Raw genomic sequence first — 19,652 nt, 5'->3', positions numbered from 1 at the left:
TCGTATGTATTAGATATTCACCTCCTTTGTTTCACCCGGATTCAAATAGAGCGACTTCATACCGACCACGTCTGTTGGCATAAGCGTCTTACGTGCCTCTTTGGAAGTTTCCGAATAGATTTTTACTTCGGCCGGATAAACAGTAGGATTAGTTACTTTCAGCGTCATACGTCCATCGCTACTTCTCATCTTTTCTACCTTCAGGTGGTCGAATACAGTAACCTCCTGCCGGTCTGTTTGCACATAAATACTTGGAATCTGGGTAACTGTCAACAAGGCACCCACTTCACACCAAGAGCAAGAGGCAAAGATATTGCCGCCAACTCCACCTTTACCTTCCCAGTCACTCAAATTGACACGTTCACACATTCCTCCCCAAGGCATGGAACCGATCGGGCATTCCTGGCGACTGACATATTGAGGTAATCCATGGGCTATATCTTCCAACAAATCAAGTGCACGCCTGTCTGCCGTCGCACGATAATATTTCAACAAACTATGTCCGGACCAAGTACATATACCAGGTGCACCATGTTTGTTGGCTACGCTCGCCCAAACCGCACCGGTTGCATGAGCACCCGCTTTCTCCATAGCTGATCCTTTAGGAAAGTGAAAGTCGTAAGAGACCGTCCAGCTGGCACAAACCGGCAACAATTCTGCCGCATATCGTAACCACTCTTTATCCCCCGTCTCTTCATAAAGCACCGTAAAAGACTCGAATAAAGCAAAAGCCGACTCACTATCCGGTGTTGACAAAATCTCACCCGGCCCCCCGGTAGTATAGCCCTTCTTGACATACTTATCATAGAACCAACGTCCTCCTAATATGGCTACCTCCAGGTAACGCGGGTTATTATAGGTCTTAGCCGCCATAGCCAAACCGGAAGGAACAATAGCCCCGGCACATGAATTACCTATACAAATATCACCAGTCTCCACATCTACGAACTGACCGAACTGACCATATTTATCCCATAGACGAACAAAAGCATCCGCCTGCTTGCGTGTACCTTCCTTCCAAGAATTTTTTATCTGTTCTCCCCTCGACTTCAGCAGATTCATCTGTAATTGCGCAAGGTACAACCAGTCACCTTGCGAACGAACAAAGGTTACATTATCATCCAATGGCTTCCCGTACCCAAATCCATAGAACTCTTTGCCATCGCCATAGGCATAAAAGAAACCGGACTTGGCTTGCGTGCGATCATAAATAGCATCCAGGTTCTTCATGGCACGTTCCTTGTCTGAATCAGTACCCCTCAAAAGGATAGGATAAGTAGCCTGGCCACCTCCGCACCACCCCAGTTGCCAAATGAAGTTCCAGGTTGCTTTATCTTTTACATCACTCAACCAATACATATTGATACGGTCATCCCAGCGACGAGTTTGGTACAGATTGTTCATCAACGTCCACAAATGGCTATAAGGTACCACGTCATGACGTTCACTCCTATTGAAATCCTTACGAACCTCTACAAAACGATCCATCATATCATTCAACCGCTTTGCTTTAAAGTCGTACACACGACAAGAGATAGACACGCTTTCTCCCTCTTTCAGAGTTGCCGGAATATCATCTCCATTGCCTGTACGTGTAACAGGAGCCGTAATAGAAAAAATAGCCTCCGAACGATCTTCATTTTCCTTTATGGTCAAACCATAATCCCCTAAATCATTTCCCTGACTGGTCTGCACCATCCAAGCCTTACGATCCTTTTCCGAGAAGTAAGCCATCAAAGGAGTGGATGCATTACCGGAAGTCAACTCAATCGGTTTAGACGGTTCGCCTTTCCTGCCCAATGTAGGCTGAGAAGAGGTGACAGTCGTAGGCATATCCACACGCCACTCGGCTTTGTCATACCAAAAAGGAGGATAACCGATATTCTTGGTAGCAAACCGGTTCCCGTCATAAACGATAGCAGGGACAAAGACATAATTATCCGGCGTCCATTCGTCCATTTTAAAATCTACGGCAAACGAGACATTCTCTGCTTTGCCTTTTTTCAACTCCCAAGTAAACGTATAATCAAGTGCTGTTTTATCGCCCGGTACCTGTTGTTTATCTGTTCTCAATACCCACTGACACCCTTTGGAGTCTGTTACTATCGAAGTTCCCTTCTCCTCAAAAGAGGTAGAAGCTACTACTTTATTATTTTGATGGTATCTTACCAAAGGTTTGATATCCCCTGTAGCATAAGCACTACTCAACGAAAATACCGATGCCATCCATAAACCAGTAATAATTAATTTGTTTCTCATGATGAATGTTTTTTACTTACTCTTTGCAATTTTCAAACAAGCGCCTCCGCCTGGTGCCAACGTAAGCGTAATCGTATCCTTACTGGTCACCTCTTTCTTCGATGCTTTATACGTTTCTCGATTGTTTAGATAATGCCCATTATCTCCATCCTCCACAACCTCAGCCAAATAGTTACCTTCAGGCAGAAAATCAAGCGCCAAGTTGATGGTACGACCGGATTCATTCGTGGCTGCGCCTACCAGATAAGCCTCCTCCGTCTGACGCATCATGACTATGTATTCGCCAATTACACCTTGCAATGTACGACTCTCCTTCCAAGGCATCTTCTGGGAAGAGATGAAATCGAGCAACTCCGGATATTTCTTATAATACTCAGGGATATCCGGAAGAATGGTGGCACCGGAGAAGGTTATCAAGGTGCGAGCCGCCTCAGATACGACAGTCGAAGGACATTCCTGATTATTGTCCACGCGGGTGGTAGGTCCCTGGCGCAGGTCGAACATACCGTTGTTCATATCCAGCGGACCGGCCACCATATTGACGAATACGGAAGTGACGAAGGTCTTCGGTTCGAACACACGATGAGCATCCAACTGGGCAAAATTGTATTCGCGCGTGACGGCATTCGGCCAAGTACGCATCTGTCCATAAGGGTGTACAGGGCCGTCGTGGTAATCCACCAGCAGATGATTTTGGGCACATAGTTCGGTAATCATCCGTGTACGATGGTTTTTCTCCTCCTGCGTTCCGCTCATAAACCCGTATTTCACACCAGCTGCACCCCATTCGCCATATTGCTTCAACGTCTCCTCGATAGGGTATTGACGTCCTCCCACATCATTCAGATATAGCCAGATGCCTACGCCCTTTTCCTTTCCATACGCAATCAGCTTTTGCACATCGCGTGCCTTGTCTCCCTTTGTCGGATCAGAATCTGATTCAAACTCTGGACCATACCAGTTGGCATCCAGCACCAGATACTTGAAGCCTTGTTCGGCCGCGAAGTCAACCATCCGAATCCAGGAAGGGTAAGACATCGTATACCTAAAGCCTTCCCATTCCGCACCGTCGATACGCCAATCCCACAGGGCGACGCTCGGTTTTACCCAGGAGAAGTCATACGAAGGATCCGGGTCGGGGTTGAGAAGTTCTATTAAATGCGAGTCGACCAGTTCACCCGGCTGGTTGCCGTGCATGATGACACGCCAGGCGGAGGCATATCCGGGGACTAAGGCAGACGGTTTGGAAGCCACGGTAAATTCCGTTTTCCCTTTCTCCGACTTCAACCGGAGCGGTTCACCCGTACGCAGGTCTGCCTCATGGATAGCCATAAAATGGCGGTCGCCGGCTTGGATCGTCATTACCGGCAATCGTTCCTCTCCGGTTTCCGTCAGTCTTTCCGGACCTAGGTTGTGATATTCTCCGTTGTAATACCATGCCGTATAATCGCCGGCAAAGTTGTAGGAGGTTTCTTCCGATTCCACCTTGGCCTCTCCCGCCAGGTCTTCAGGAATACGGTATTGGAAAGCTACACCGTCGTTGTAGGCACGTGCTACCAAGGTTATCTTTTCCGGGAAAGCACCCTTACGGCTCAATTCAAGGACCACTTCATTGAAATGGTCATCCACCTCCGTACGTTTTCCCCATATCGGTTTCCACACATCGCGCACTTTTCTCTTGGAGACATCATTGACTTTCCAGCCTTCGCCCGGTATGTCATCGTCACCAACCAGTTCAAAGCCCAATTCAGATTCGTTGATGAGCGGAGTGCCTTCCGCCTGGAAAGAATAGGTCCACTCTCCCTCCTCATTCGGACGGAGTTGCATAACCAGGTTGCCGTCGGGTGAGGATAATGTATAGTCGTTATTTGTACATGATGAGCACATTCCCAATAGAGCGATCAGAAAGGCTCCTGATAGAATTCGTTTATTCATTCTGTTTCTTATAAAGTGTTTGTATCTTGTTATTTCTTCAATCGTTCCCGACTTTTCTGTTGAAAGTCATCCAACGTCTGCGGACTCAGGCGGGCCTTCTCTACCCAGTCTTTTTTCCCGTAAACTCCTGCTTTCGAATAATCAAAAGGCTTAAAACCTATTTTACGAACAGCCTTTGCAGATAAAAAGGTATAATCATCCGACAAAGGAGCCTTAAACAGAGGGTCGGCATAGACGGAATGAGGTTCTTTCAGCTTCTTCCATTCTTTGAATGCATATTTGCCAAACTTCGGTTCACCGTTCAAATGCCAATACAGATTAGAATCAATATCCAACAAACCTGTCTCCCAGGCACCGGCCAATGTTTCCCCCTGCTCCTGCAAGATAATATTATGCTTGAAATGGAACGACAAATGCGATTCGGCACGGGTGTATTGTGCCTGGTAATAATGACCGAAAGCAAAGATATTGTTCTCTATCTTATTATCCTTGCCGTAATGCTGGTGGAAGCCACCACTTTTACATCTATATACCAGATTATTACTCATCTCAACACCGGTAGATCCTTCATCGGTATAAAGTCCCCATCCACCATAGTCATAAGACAAGACATCATGTATGACATTATTTGTCACCTTTGTTCCTTCCGATTCACCTAGCGTATAAACAGCTCCCATATCCGACAGTTCTCCCCAGCCGATATGATGGATATGGTTATATGAGATGATATTCCTGACAGCCGGACTTTTCAGTTTTGCCTGGTAAAACTCAGCTTCTCCCCTAAAATTGAGATGATGTGTCCAAAGATCCGGAGAGTCATTATATCCCCACACCCAACCGACAGAAACGCCGGAATAGTATAGATCGGAAATCTCGTTATGAGTCACTTGATTATCGCTACTATGAAAGATAGCAACTCCAATACCACTGGGTAATTCACGTCCGACATGCGTTATGATATTATTATGTATCACATTATGGCTGGTGACCTTACGATTATCTGACCTGAAATAAGGTTCGCCAATTTTAATACCACCAGCACCCAAATCAGCCAGGTAACAATGTTCCACTTTATTATTGTGACACTCTTGCCTGAACCAGACAGCGTAAGTTCCGATATGACCTATTTCGCAATTGATCAAAGATATATATTCGGAGAAATCAAATGATAACGCAGCTTTAGTAAAGGCAGCCGCCTGCATAGGCTCTTCTCCATGTTCCGGCATTCGATAGGAACTATATTTAAAAGAGATGTTTTCAAATGTCACATGTTTCACCGGACTTCCGGCTTCCCCTTTAAACACAACCAGCTGTTCAAGCGAAGGTACAAAGGACTCGGCAGTTTCCATGTTCTCCCCTTCATAAGGCATATAATACAGATATCCCGTATTCCTGTCAAGATACCATTCGCCCGGTGTATCCAACGCTTCCATATAATCATACATCAAATAGCGGGAACCTTCCCGTATCTGGTTCCAGGGATGCATCCCCTTCCCATTCACATAAATAAAAGCTGAATCGACATCCACATAGGCCGCACGTTTATGAGTGATATCCCATTTGTGATAAAACCGGAATTTCAACTGTTGCAAATCGGAAGGTTGTAGTTTACTCATCTCCTGCCAGTCTTCCTGATTGAGATTAATCCGCTGAACGGCATAATCAGCAAAGCGGACACCCTTCACAAAGGGAATCTCGGAAGAACTTTTTACATAATGCCAGTCCGTATTGGGAGTACGGGCCAGAATTGCCCGCTTTCCATTTACATATAATTGCTCAAACTCCAATCCATAACGGGTCACCTCCGGCACATAAGCCCGGTATAACTTATCTCCATATTTTTGCCAACCCTTAACAGACACACCACCTATGAAACAAGGTTTACCTACGTCTCCGTCCGATTGGATGATAATAGGACGAGAAGACGGTCGATCAATAACAAAAGGACGATCCATATAATAGTTGCCTGTTGCCACCTTTATAAACAAAGTATCCGTTTCACTCCGGTTATCCAACTGCCCATCTATCGCTTTATTCAGTGAATAATAAGGTGATTCGACGGTTCCTTTCCCATCGTCACTACCCGTAGGAGACAAGTAGACAACCTGGTCTGCATATACTCCGGGATTTATAAACCATAGTGTTAGTATTGATAAAACTATATTTTTCATTCTATAAAAGGTTGTTTTTAGTATTACATTACTTTAATGGATACCCTGAAAGAACTCATGCATCTGTACATCATACTCATCCGGTGTCGTATGCCACTCCGAAAGACGTGTAACTCCTGTCTCACGGCAAAGGGTAACGAACTCATCCAGACGAGTCAGAATTTCCGGACGCGTACGCCATTTTCCATCTATCTGTTCGAAGCAACGCCTATCTGCCGTTCCTCTTTTTTTCGCTATATTAAACAAAGCATACGTAAGTGGCATATGAGCCACCTTCACCCGTTGTAATATTTCCGGTTGTCCGTCGACGGCCTTCATTGCCTGAGTAAATATAGCTTCGTAACGCTCCATCAACTCATCCCGCAAAAAACCTTTTTCGCAATAATCTTCCGGATTCATAAAGATACCCAACTTCTCACCGGAAGCCTCCAGTTCATCATGCATCAGATCAATATACCGGCGGATATAAGGGGCTGCCTCGTGATAATAGTGTTTCAAGAAATCATCCATTTCTGCATTGATGTCGCAATTGGGGTTCCAAAGCAAACGAGCAATCAAATACTGGCGCAATTCATAAAACTCACCGCCTATTTCCCGGTTCCCTTGTTGGAAATGGGCATTCGTTCCATTCTCTACGAAAAACCGAATGTTCGGTTGCAAGACCCGTAAGTTCGGGAACGGACTTACCAGGTTTCTAAACTGTACGACATAATCCCAAATCATAATATCCCGAGTCAGTTTACCCCAAGCACGAAGATCGTCACCAAAGTTATCATTCGGATTGGTAGCAATAGGTGCTTGGCGCTCCGACTCAATATTACAAAGCATAATCTGCACATTTTCACGCGGAACGATTGAGCGAGGCGGCTTACGGCTATATTGATAGGCCAACGTTGAAATTACTTTGTCGGGGAAACGCTCAGCCACCCGATTCACAAAATCCAAGACTGAACCGCTGTGACTCTCTTCCTGCTCATCCAGTTTCGCACATTTCTCACAACGGCAATACCCATAGTTGTCATTCTGGCTGACCGACCAGTAGGTGGCTTTCGGAAACTGAGCCATCGCATCTTCCAAATTCTTCACCAGCACATCAAATACCTCCGGATTGGAAAGACACAACTGAGCCGGATTCCTCTTTCCGTCAATCAACGCATAATATTCGGGATGTGTTTTAAAATATTCAGCAGGCGGAACCAACAATTCAAATGTATGAACCATATATCCCCATTCACCATCCGTCACGCCGTCTAACGTACAATGATCGATCTTATGCCAATCAGAGTAGAACGGATCAAACGCATCACGATAATGCGTATCACGGAATAGATTAACCGGTACCTGTGTATCATCTATCTTCCCAACCTCAACCTGTTCAAGTTTCGGATACTCAAATACCTCGGATGAAAGACAACGATATCCAAGATATTGATCAAAGAAAAAATAAACTCCGTATAATGTTCCTTTATCTTTGCCACCAACAATCGACAAGCGTCTTCCTTCTGTCCGAATCGTAAATCCGTCTTCTGCAAGTTGGGTTGTATCAATATCGGTATGCGAGGAGGCACCTATCAAAATTTCATGCCGCCCGTCAGACTCCGTATCCAAAACCACCGGTAAAGTAACACCGCTACTCAAAGCCAATAACCGGCTAAACTCATTAGCGGCATGTCGTTCACTTTCTGTAACATCCGAAGATACTACAATTACATAGTCACTTCGTCCCTGGTCAGTTAATATTAATGGACCGTTTTGACAAGAGAGGAGTAGCGACATCGCCACTACCCCTCCAAGTATTAAATGTTGGTATATCTTCATCGTTTATTTATATTTGTTTTATAAGCTTCTCGATTGCACAAAAATGTACAATATTACCTTAAATTACCAACAAAAGTAAATAGCTTTTAGAGCATACAAAATAGCAAATAATTGCCTATTGGGTGGATTATTATTGCTTATTACATCACTTTATATTGTAAGAAAGAATAATCTACCGGATTGTCGATTGTAAAAGTAACAAAACCATCCTTCGATACCTCTACTTCTTTTGTCTGCTTACTTTTCAAGTTGGATATTTTCAACTTCTTTCCTGCCAAGAATTTCAATTGAATCGGTTTGTTAACCTCTCCATTATGTAACTCCCGGAACAAAAGCAGATAGCCTTCATCCTGCTTGTCATTGATAAACTGGAAACCTGCCCAACTAGCATTAGTCGGTGTCTCGCCTATCGGAAAACTATAGCAGTCAAACATCTTCTCGCGATGTTCCTTATACAGGGAAATAAGAGATTTCAACTCTTTCCGGCCAGCTTCATCCAGATATTGTGCACTCTGGAAAAAGACTGGAATAAACGGCAATCCCATGGCAAAGCAATAGCCATGTCCATGTTTGTCCGCATCGCTATAGCGTGTATCGACCCGCTTCGGGTTCTGGAGTAAGACCTGCAACTTATTACTATTGAAATATTTACTCATCAGCCAATGTTGACGCAACACATGATAAGGCACCATGATCAGATGTTCCGGCAACGCCTCCTGTATATTCTGGAAATAGATGCTACCATATTCTTTTGCATAATACCAGCCATATCGCGGATCATCATACTCCGGGCAGAAGGAAAACTGCGTCTTCATCCAAGCATTCTTCATTACCTCACGGATTCCTTTGAAACGATTTTCAAAAGCCGAGCGGTTATTCAAATGGTCAAAATCCACTTTCCAGGTAACCACATTCGCCTCCTTAAGGTTCAACAATAAATCCTTTTGTTTAGCCCTTTGAATGGCAATCCAAAGACCCAATTTAACATCGTTCTTCTTGCAAGCCTCAATAATATTCTTCCATCCATCCTCATAACTTGGCCGGAACACTTCTTTTTCTCCACCCCAAGGGTTTATCTGCCATCCATCATCAATACGAAGTACATCTACACCCAAATCAGCCAAAAGAGGAATCTCCTTTAACAAATAATCCTCAGCGGCAAATTGTCCTCCACCCGGATTGGCCGGTCCCCAAGTATCGTTTATAATCATAATATCCCGTTCCGGAAATACCGGATAACGGGTACGATCGAATTTCTTTAAAGCCAACTGCATACCGTCTTCTCCACCGGAATACACAATTGTCCAGTTCGCCCAACACTCACGGAAACGATCGGGCACAATCTCGTTAGGATTCAATCCCCATCCGGTAACGAACAAACCTTTCGGGCCGGCGTAGAAACTTCCCGTATTATGTCCCTGTTGGTTCACGCATTTATGAGATTCCTTAACGACAATCACACCTTCGTTTTCGTATTCGGACGAAACACAACTAGCCCAATTAATGTCCTCATCCTGGAACACAGGATAACCTACAACCACCTCTTCTTTCAACATATCCCGGCTTTGGTCATGGCGAGACCCCGGATTATTGTAATAGCCCCAATACCTGCGTTGATTCTTCACCGAATAATCCAACGGCAGATACTCCACACGTCCACTTGGCACCGACAAAGTATGACCAAAATAATTACGACTCGTCTCCTTCTCCGGCAAGCCCTCCGACTTAAAACCTTCCAATGCCTTCACCCGCAATTGCGTCCGCAAACCATTCGCATCCGGAAAAAGCCAAACGACATGTTGAAGTTCCAAACGAGCCGAATCATACTGAAATGTTGTAACTATTTCCAAATGTTCATTGATGAATCCATCATCATCGCTCACTTTGGCTTCAATATCCTTTAAGACGGCTTTAGATGTCGGGGTTATCGCTCCGGGCAAGTCCCAATCGCAAACAACATTCGGTTGTTCCTTTCCCCACTCTTTATTTACAGACAAGTCCTTCACTGATACCGTACGAAGTCCCGCCTCATTCAATATCCATTTACGCTCCATCTTACCGGTAGAAGCGATCAAGGTATCTCCGGAGACGGAGACTGAGGCGGATTTTAAATGCTTTTCAAAATTCGCCGGAAGGGTTTGAGCGCTAAGGGCAGTTACACACCCTAATAATAAACCTCCTAACAATATAAATGTATTCTTCTTCATTGTAATTCTATTTTAATATTTACGACACCATTTTTCTACTCTCTTCATTATATCAAATTCTTCCTCTTCAGATTCAGTGGCAATCCATAAAAAGGTATGATCCGGAGACATTATTTCCATGTATTCATCCAAATCCTCCTTAGCCAAATCCACAATAATACCTTTTTTACGGGATTGAACATAACGGATAAAATCCAAATGCTGCATAATAGGATAATCATCTCCCATTCCCTGAACCCATTGTATACATTGTATTTCTGGAACACTCAAGATGGCATCTATATGATTGGCAACACCTTTCCCGTCTACATGATAAACATTATGTGTCATTGTTTTCACTTCCTGTTCCAATATAGGCAAACCCCATTTTATATAATCAGCCGGAGATATCATAAAGGAAAAGTCAGCGCTAGGTATATGCATCCTTCCATTAACCGAAATATTCATCCAGGCCCCGGAAGGCATATTATGTTCTTTCAAAATTGTGTCATATTCATTGTAGACTTCCAAAAAATGAGCAGTTGACAAATCCATCAGTTTTTTAGTATTTTCAGGATCCATCACCAAGTCCATACACAGGTTATTCACTCCCCGCCAAGCCAAAGCACAATCCATTCCCGGGTGCAAATCTGTATAACCCACCAGATAGTCGCCCTGACATTTCTCCAAAGCGACATGAGTCAGCTCCAATATCTTTTTATAATACTTATTCTCTTTGGAAAACTGCAGTAAAGGAAGATCACGTTCGTAATCCTGAATGATTTCATGGTACCAGGATGTAGTTTCTCCAAACTCCATCTCCCCGCCATGAAAAGCAGCATACACATTCGGTCCCAGATTAGGACAAAACATCGGGAATGTTTCTGCATTAAAACGATGTCCTTGTATTTCTGCTTTAAAACAATCCACCTGATATTCAGCATCCATCCAACGATCTTCCAACGTCTGATGGTTACTCTGATGTATCACATCATATTCCGCATTGTGTCTATGAAAACGAATAGGAACCCTATCCAAAATTTCTCCGGCAAACCATGCTTCTATACGATTTACACATTCTTCGTAATCCTTTTTTGTTGTTAGTTCCATGTGTAAAGAATATTTATATTAATATAAGCTTGGATTACTCTTTATTTCTAATTTGTGACAATTCAGAAACTTGCCTTTTCAAATCTAAAGCAATCTTCCAATAAGCAGGCATTACATTATGTAATTCAGACGGATCGTTTTTCAGATTATATAATTCTTCATTTTGATTACTTTGAGCAGGAATCCATTTCCACTCTCCAGACCGTATAGCAATATTTCTCCCATTATTCTGAACAACTAAATATGGGCGATAGATATCTGCTTGACAATTAAAAAATAGTTGAGAAGCATCTCTACTGTCATTCATACACAAATTTTCTTCTTTAAATCCCAACATTCCAGAAAAAGTAGCTAACATATCAAGATAGCAAAACGGTTGATTTTGAATGAAACCTTTCTTTACTTTTTGAGGCCAACTGAAAATAAACGGGACACGAACTCCCCCTTCATTTAATGCTCCCTTTTCCCCTCTTAAAATCCAATAAGGATTATGTCCGTTTAAATTATCCAAAGCACCATCGTCATACCCCTCTTTTACCTTTGGACCATTGTCACTACTAACAATAATAATCGTATTGTCAAATTCTCCACTTTCTTTCAAAGTCTTAATTACCTCTCCTACTATATAATCGAATTCTTCAATTACATCACCATAAATACCAGCTTTTGATTTACCTTTAAATTTAGGAGATGGAATCCGTGGCTCATGGGCATTATGAGTAGCAAAATAAAGAAAATAAGGATGGTCCTTTTGATCTTTAATAAATTGTAAAGCTTTATCTAAAAAAACATCCGTCATCTCCTCATCTTTCCACAAAGCGTTTGTTCCACCACTCATCCAACCGATACGACTTATTCCATTAACAATAGTACCATCATGATCCAAATTCGGCTGAAGAGTCAATAATTCCGGATTTTCTTTTCCTGTTGGATTATTTCCAATTTTATGATTATAAGAAACCTGTATAGGGTCTTCATTAGATAAATTGACTACATTCCCATTTTCAATATAAACACATGGTACACGGTCATTGGTTGCCGGGAAAATATAAGAATAATCAAATCCAACTTCTTTAGGACCATTCACTATCGTTTTATTAAAATCAACTTTATTCTCTCTGCTACCTAACCCCAAATGCCATTTTCCAACAATACCAGTACGATACCCTGCTTGTTGAAATGTTTTTGGCAAATTGTTTTTTTGAGTATCTATCAATAACGGAGCATCCCCTGGTAAAATATGGGCCCCAGCCCGCCATGCATATTCTCCAGTAAGTAAGGCATAACGAGAAGGCGTTGATGTCGATGCTGGTGAATACGCATTGGTAAATTTCACTCCGATTCGAGCTAATTTATCAAGATTAGGAGTCTTTATTTGTTTGGCTCCATAGCAACCGAAATCAGCATATCCAATGTCATCTGCCAAAATAAAAATCACATTCGGCTTATCACTTGCTTGCACTGTTGTATGGAGTGTCAATAAACCCAAGGTTGTCAATAATATGTTTTTATCAAGTATCATCGTAACCGTATTTTATAAATTTATATGATATACAATAGAAAATTTCTTTCTTAATTTATTAGAGGGTGTTCCATCTTTACCATTTGAAACACCCTCTGTCATATTTTATTTAGGAGAATCCCAACCCGGATTTTGCTTCAAATTAGGATTAATAAGCATTTCATCCATTGGAATCGGACTTAAATAATCACGCCCTGCATTAAATTTAAATGTGCCTCCATTTAAGCTCACAGCATACGGGTCTAAATAACCATCAGCATCTACAGGTATAGTTGGAATTTTTAAACCCAATTTAATGTAATCATCCTGATTATATCTATATCCTTTCGGACGTTTTCCATCAAAAAGTTTATGAGCTCTCCATCGTTTCCAATCACCTCTTCGATAACCTTCTCCAGCCAATTCTATGCGACGTTCTTGTCGTATAATTGCCAAATTATCAGAAATCGAATATCCATAATCAGGCCACCATGATTCTACCCGTGGCTTAACTTCTGTTAAAGTAGGCATCCCAACACGCTTACGTAATAAATCGATATTATCCGACAAATCAGGAAATGTTCCATTTAATTCCACATATGCTTCCACATAATTCAGCATTAACTCCGGAATTCTGAATGAAATACCAGAAACTAAAGGATCAGTCTGATTTTGAAGCGGACCCTCCGGATTATGTGCTTTTTTAGGAGCAAATCCAGTTGTTGTATTACGACTAGCTTCCGACATATGTATCTGAGGTACCGTAAATAATGAATCAATAAAACCAGGGGTAACAGTATTCAATAAATCACCGGGAGTAAATACACTTTGTCGGTAACGAGGATCAAGTTTTGAAGCTAACTCCGACAAATAAGCTGCACCTGTTTCTCCAATAACAGCTCTATCCATTATATCAATCGATTTACCATCCTTTGACAAATAACTACGTATAAGATCTAAGGTATATGAACAATTATAATAGCCATACCACCAGGCCTGTACATTTACATTATTCTTAATACCTAAGGCCTCTGAATATTTCTTACTTAAAGTGACCTCTTGAACATCTGCATAATCAAACCGATTAAATAGATTATAGTAATCCGACTCCGGATGTCCTGTTGAATAAAGCTTACCTTCGAATCCCCCACAAAGTTGTTTAAACTGATCATAGGCTTCAATCACTTTCCGAAAATATTTATCAGCATCCACATCCGACGCAGAAGGACTACCTGCATGATATTTTGCCCATGTCGCTTCAAACAACGCTACTCTGGATTTAAAGATGAGTGCAGTTTCTTTATTAATTCGATTTACCCCCACTGCACTCCGAAGACCTAAATGTTCAACCGATTGATCGATTAGATTCATAATAGAATCAACAACCAGCGAACGTGGATCTCGTGCTTTGTTTAACATCTCCTCGTCTGTATCCGATATGACTGATGAATACCAGGGCACATCCCCGAAATTTCTCACCAATTCATGATATTTAAGAGCTTTCAGGAAACATGCTTCACCATACGTTTGAGCATAAGCACTAAAAGGTGATTCACATAATGCATAATTATCAAAAAACATATTTATCTCCCGAATGGCTTCCCATTTCCAGTTTCCGCCACTGGTTGGAGTCGTATTATCCTCTCCATTCATCCAAGTCGGGTGATTCATCCCGATAACCATGTTATCTGAATTTTGGTCATCCACATAATAACCTAATCCCCAATCTGTCAATGATCCAGGAAGCCAGTCATACTTACCTAAAATATAAGAATCTAGCTGTCCCGGTGTTTTCCAGAAAGTTGATTGAGAGACTTCATCTAAAGGTTTTCTATCCAAAAAATCATCACACGAACAAAATGCAACAAATGCTAACGGAATTAAAAGAAGATTTTTATGAACAATCTTCATTTTCTTAAATATATTTGCCATAACTATTTTCTATGATTATGTAATTAAAAACTAACATTAACACCAAAAGAATAAACAGCCTGTTGTGGATACATTCTACCTCCACTAACATTTTCCGGATCTATATAAGAAGGTAATCCAGACAACACGAACAAATTCTCTCCTGAAAAATAAACTCGACAATTTGTCATTCCCACTTTTGAGATCAGATGCTTCGGTAAAGTATAGGTCAATTGTAAATTCTTCAGGCGAATATAGGCTCCATTCAATAAATATTTTGTACTTGCCTGGAAATTCTTGTTTCCTTCAGCATTATCATAAGGACGTGGGAAATATGAATTAATATTTTCTCCCATATATTCAAGTAAACGTGCTTCTGTTGTTTCATCACGATAGAAATCCATATGTTTATCATTATTGAATACTGAACTGGCAAACGAATTACTTACGCCTGTACCCCAGAAAAAGAAAGAACCATTCATAAATACATCCCTCTTCGCTACACCTTCAAAAAATAAAGACAAATCTAAACGTCCAGCTTTTTCAAATTCATAGCCCGTTGACAGATTTATACCATATCTGAATCGTGGAGTTGAATTACCTATAATCCTCTTATCACCCGGTTCTTCTACTGTTGAATTACCTGGCGTTATTTCTCCGTCTCCATTCAAATCTTCATATTTGACATCTCCCGGATACCAGTTTGCATGAATCTTACTTTGATCGACCAAGAGCTTTCCATTTTCGTCAAAATCATCTTTAGTCAAGAATCTTTCTGCTTTGTATCCCCAAATCTCTCCAAATTCTTTTCCTACATACCATTTTTCCTTTCCATCAGATGTCTGACCAAAAGAATTAGAAGATGTATTATATTTAGTAATTTTGCTACGAGCATCTGCTAAATTCAGGGATGCACTATAATCCCATCTTTCATTAATCTGATCTCTCCAACTCAATTGCATTTCAAAACCTTTCGTCGTAAACTCGGCATTATTCACTTGTGGTGCACTTGTTCCAAGGACAGCAGCTTTAGGAGTTGGAGGTCCTATAATATCCCACGAACGTCTATTAAAATATCCAAGTTCTGCAGACAACCGACTATCAAGTAATCTCATCTCCAGACCAAGGTCTAAAGTTGTAATTTTTTCCCAAGTCCTGAACATATTCAAAATACCCGGAGTTTTTACATAAGGAAGACGACTTCCATTGAATATCCAATTAGACTCAGATGCAACTTCCATTGTCGGAATATGCAGGTATCCTGCCGAATTACCCTGATTACCTAAAGTCCCATACGAAGCTTTCAATTTTGAAAAGTTTATGATATCTTTGATTCCCGTCCAAAAACTTTCATTACTGATATTCCATGCAGCAAATGCAGAAGGGAAAAATCCCCATTGCGAACCTTTTGAATATCTTCCGGACCCATCATAACGTCCATTCAATTCCACAAAATAACGTTCATCAAAATTATAGTTTATTCTACCGAAAAAACCGGCGGTTGCCCAATCGTTTATTTTATCATCAAAAGTTCGTATACCCTGAGCTATCGATACGGCATCCATATCCGGAACAAACAAATCCTTTGCAGTACCAGACAATTCTCTGTAAATATTTTCCTCAGCCTGAGCACCCAACTGGACTCTGAAATTATGTTTCTTAATCTGATGTTCATAAGCAGTATATCCCTGTATAGTCCAATAACGATTCATATCTGTTTGCTTAGCCAATGAAGATTCAGTTCCTCCGAAAGTAAATTGATCTCCCGAGGGTCTCAGACCATAAACAGGTTTTCGTAATGTCTGATAATCCCGGAAGTTCATTCTCCAGGTACCATCAACATGTGCAGTCCATCCCTTTGCTAAATTAAAATCTAAAGATAAAATATTATCTAAACGATGCTGCAAATCTGTTTTATTTCCAGCTCCTACACCCGTACCTATTCGATTTCCTTCATTATAATACCCATCTGGATTTTTCACAGGAGTAACAGGCCATGCACCATATGCAAAATCATAAACAGCTTTTCGTCCCCAGTTATTTTCAAAACAGGGCTCTTTAGTCGTCTCATAAGAATAACGAGAACGATAAGTCAATTTCAACCAAGAAGTAATATCTGTCTCTAACCCTCCATTTATATTAAAACGCGAATAGTTATCTATATCTTCAACAAAATTAAAAATACCAGGCTGATAAACATATCCAGTAGAAACAAAATAAGACGTCTTATCATTTCCTCCTCTTACAGATAAGTCATGTTGATGACGAAAAGACGACCGCAACCAAATATCAATAAAGTCGTTATTACAATAAGATTTATTTCCCCATCCCCAGTCATTACCTTCTCCTGGGACCAAATCCAATAGCGTATATTTACCTGGGTTTTGAATATTATCTAAAATCAAATCCAATTTATCATCAGTAAATGCTCTTGGCATTTTAGCATTGATTTTTGATTGGTTCTTTAATAATCCAAAAGTATAGGAATCTGCCATTCTTGGCATATTAACAGGATTTACTATTCCGTAATTTCCACCATACGTAACTGTCGGCTTTTCGTTTCTTCGTCCCATTTTGGTCGTGATCATAAGAACACCGTATGGAGCACGTGCTCCATACACGGCTGATGCTGCAGCATCTTTCAGAACTGAAATACTTTCTACATCATTCGGATTTAAGGCATTAAAATCAGCCATCTCTGAAGGTATTCCATCGATTACGACGAGAGGAGGAGTCGATTCATTCAGGGCTGCTTGTCCACGTATTTGGATGGTTGGATTTTTTCCAGGTGTATTTCCGCCGGACGGAGTAGAAAAAGTTATACTACTCGCTTTACCCTGCAACATGGAACTGGCGCTGGTTACCGGACGATTTTCCAAATCTTTGGAACGGACAACATCTACTGAACCAGTTAGATTTGATCTTTTTTGTGTACCGTAGGCAACCACAACAACCTCATCCAAAGTCTGATTATCTTCCTGAAGGACAATATCAAAAGAAGTTTCATTTCCAACTTTCAGTTCTTTAGAAAGATATCCAATATATGATATTTGTAGTACGGCTCCCTCCGGCACGTTAATACTGAAAGAACCATTGATATCGGTTATTACTCCATTTGTCGTTCCCTTTTCTATGATATTAGCCCCAATAACCGGATCTCCGTAATTATCTTTTACCATTCCAGTTACAATTTTTTTTTGTTGAGTTATCAACGATGCAATATGTCCTGTTTCAGTCTTAGGTGACAATATTATATACGAACCATCTACTGTATATTTCACATCTGTACCGTTAAATAACTGGCTCAAGACATCCTCAAGAGGCTTTTTATTCAAGTTTACCGACACTTTACGGTTCACATTGACATATTTGTCATAAACAAACAAATAATCTGTCTGCTTCTCTATGTCAGTTAAAACACTGGATAGTTCCGTATTATTTTGTTTTACAGTAACCCTGACATTCTGCGAATTAGTGTTTTCTGCATGTAGACAGAAGATTAACACGAACAGGAATAAAGTGGTTAGCTTCATGATTCTAAAAAAGTGTTTACACCGTTGGGTTTTGTCATAGAAAACCCACGATAAGAATTTTTTATTCATATCTTTGTTGTTGCTAATTGATTAATACATTTATTTTTAACTGTGTTAATTGGATGCCGATGGGTGTGGGGACACTTGTCGGCATTTCATTTTAAGATTAACTTTCTTCTTTAAGATTAACTCTGCTTTTCATGTTCCATAGGCTGTTTCATTTTTAATTAGACTTATTTTATATAAACAATGGTATTATCATCGTTTCTTTCAAACGTATATTTAGCATTCCGCTGCAAAATTCGTAACGCATTATCCAATCCGTCGGAAATACGGAATTTACCGCTGCACGAATATTCTTCCAGCTTCTTATTTTCTACAACAATAGATATACCGTAACATTTTTCGAAACGTTTCATCAACTCATTAAAAGCGATATTGTCAAAACAAACCAATCCGTCCCGCCAACGGAAATGATCATAATCATCAATGAATGAAACTAACAACCGGCCATCTTTCATATGAACCTCCTGATCCGGTTTCAAAAGGACTGAAGTTGAGACAGCGGAATTATCCGTCACTTTCACAGATCCCTCCATCAAGGATGTTGAAAACTCTTCTGAATCCGAATAGGCCTCCACGTTAAACTTCGTCCCTAATACTTCTATATCACATTTCCGGGTATGAACCACGAAAGGAGATTCCTTATCATGTTTTACTTCGAAGTATCCTTCGCCATCCAGCTTCACCTCACGTTTCGCTCCGGAGAAAACTGCCGGATAAACCATCTCTGAACGGGCATTCAACCAAACTGTCGTCCCATCCGATAATGTAAGGTTTACCCGTTGTCCTGCCGGAACCGTTATCGTATTCATTGCAGCCAACAGTTCTTTCTTTTCTGATACATAGAAGTATAATCCACAAGCTACCGTCACTGCCACAACGGCGGCTACTTTCAGTACTTCGCGCATCCAGGGACGAATAAACGGTCCTCTGTTCGCATCCAATGCCAGCTTCTCTCCTGCTGCCTTTTCATCTGCACTTCCGGCCAAGATCATTGCATCGAAGAACTCGCGCTCCTTCAGCAACTCTTCTTCGTTTTCAGAAGAGGCATCCAGCCAACGGTAAACAGCCGCTTCTTCTTCCGAAGAAGCGATACCTTCAAAGTATTTATATAATGTTTCTTTTTGCATCTTTTTCATCGTTCTATATATAAAGCGTTCCAGCC

General features: G+C 41.1%; 10 protein-coding genes. All 10 read right to left on the bottom strand.

Annotated features, from left to right (window positions below; genetic code table 11):
- Positions 1-9: 9 nt before the first annotated feature.
- The 10 genes from P3L47_RS10735 to P3L47_RS10690 all read right to left on the bottom strand — a co-directional run bounded on the left by P3L47_RS10735 (position 10) and on the right by P3L47_RS10690 (position 19,617).
- On the bottom strand, positions 10-2,259 hold the full coding sequence (locus tag P3L47_RS10735) for a glycoside hydrolase family protein (protein WP_277783616.1): 2,250 nt from the start codon (positions 2,257-2,259) through the stop codon (positions 10-12).
- Between the two features lie 12 nt (positions 2,260-2,271).
- Entirely contained in the window at positions 2,272-4,194 is a 1,923-nt protein-coding gene (locus P3L47_RS10730; protein WP_277783615.1) for a glycoside hydrolase family 97 protein, read from the bottom strand.
- A 29-nt stretch (positions 4,195-4,223) separates the two neighbouring features.
- Positions 4,224-6,365 (bottom strand): right-handed parallel beta-helix repeat-containing protein, encoded by a 2,142-nt coding sequence (locus P3L47_RS10725; RefSeq protein WP_277783614.1) that lies wholly within the window; start codon positions 6,363-6,365, stop codon positions 4,224-4,226.
- A 33-nt stretch (positions 6,366-6,398) separates the two neighbouring features.
- A complete protein-coding gene (locus P3L47_RS10720) occupies positions 6,399-8,183 on the bottom strand; it encodes a DUF4838 domain-containing protein (protein WP_277783613.1) in 1,785 nt (594 codons plus the stop codon).
- Between the two features lie 140 nt (positions 8,184-8,323).
- Positions 8,324-10,390 carry an alpha-amylase family protein gene (locus P3L47_RS10715; protein WP_277783612.1) on the bottom strand — a complete coding sequence of 689 codons (2,067 nt, stop codon included), beginning with the start codon at positions 10,388-10,390 and terminating at the stop codon, positions 8,324-8,326.
- Positions 10,391-10,402: 12 nt separating this feature from the next.
- A complete protein-coding gene (locus tag P3L47_RS10710; RefSeq protein ID WP_277783611.1) occupies positions 10,403-11,479 on the bottom strand; it encodes a uroporphyrinogen decarboxylase/cobalamine-independent methonine synthase family protein in 1,077 nt (358 codons plus the stop codon).
- Positions 11,480-11,513: 34 nt separating this feature from the next.
- Positions 11,514-13,001 (bottom strand): sulfatase family protein, encoded by a 1,488-nt coding sequence (locus P3L47_RS10705; protein WP_277783610.1) that lies wholly within the window; start codon positions 12,999-13,001, stop codon positions 11,514-11,516.
- A gap of 105 nt (positions 13,002-13,106) precedes the next feature.
- A complete protein-coding gene (locus tag P3L47_RS10700; protein WP_277783609.1) occupies positions 13,107-14,912 on the bottom strand; it encodes a RagB/SusD family nutrient uptake outer membrane protein in 1,806 nt (601 codons plus the stop codon).
- 23 nt (positions 14,913-14,935) lie between these two features.
- Positions 14,936-18,424 (bottom strand): TonB-dependent receptor, encoded by a 3,489-nt coding sequence (locus P3L47_RS10695; protein WP_277783608.1) that lies wholly within the window; start codon positions 18,422-18,424, stop codon positions 14,936-14,938.
- 233 nt (positions 18,425-18,657) lie between these two features.
- Positions 18,658-19,617 (bottom strand): FecR family protein, encoded by a 960-nt coding sequence (locus P3L47_RS10690; protein ID WP_277783694.1) that lies wholly within the window; start codon positions 19,615-19,617, stop codon positions 18,658-18,660.
- Positions 19,618-19,652: the final 35 nt, after the last annotated feature.

The organism is Parabacteroides chongii (assembly GCF_029581355.1).
In the GTDB taxonomy this organism is placed as follows: domain Bacteria; phylum Bacteroidota; class Bacteroidia; order Bacteroidales; family Tannerellaceae; genus Parabacteroides; species Parabacteroides chongii.
Note: the sequence above shows the minus strand (reverse complement) of the source record. Positions and strands in the feature narration are given on the sequence as shown.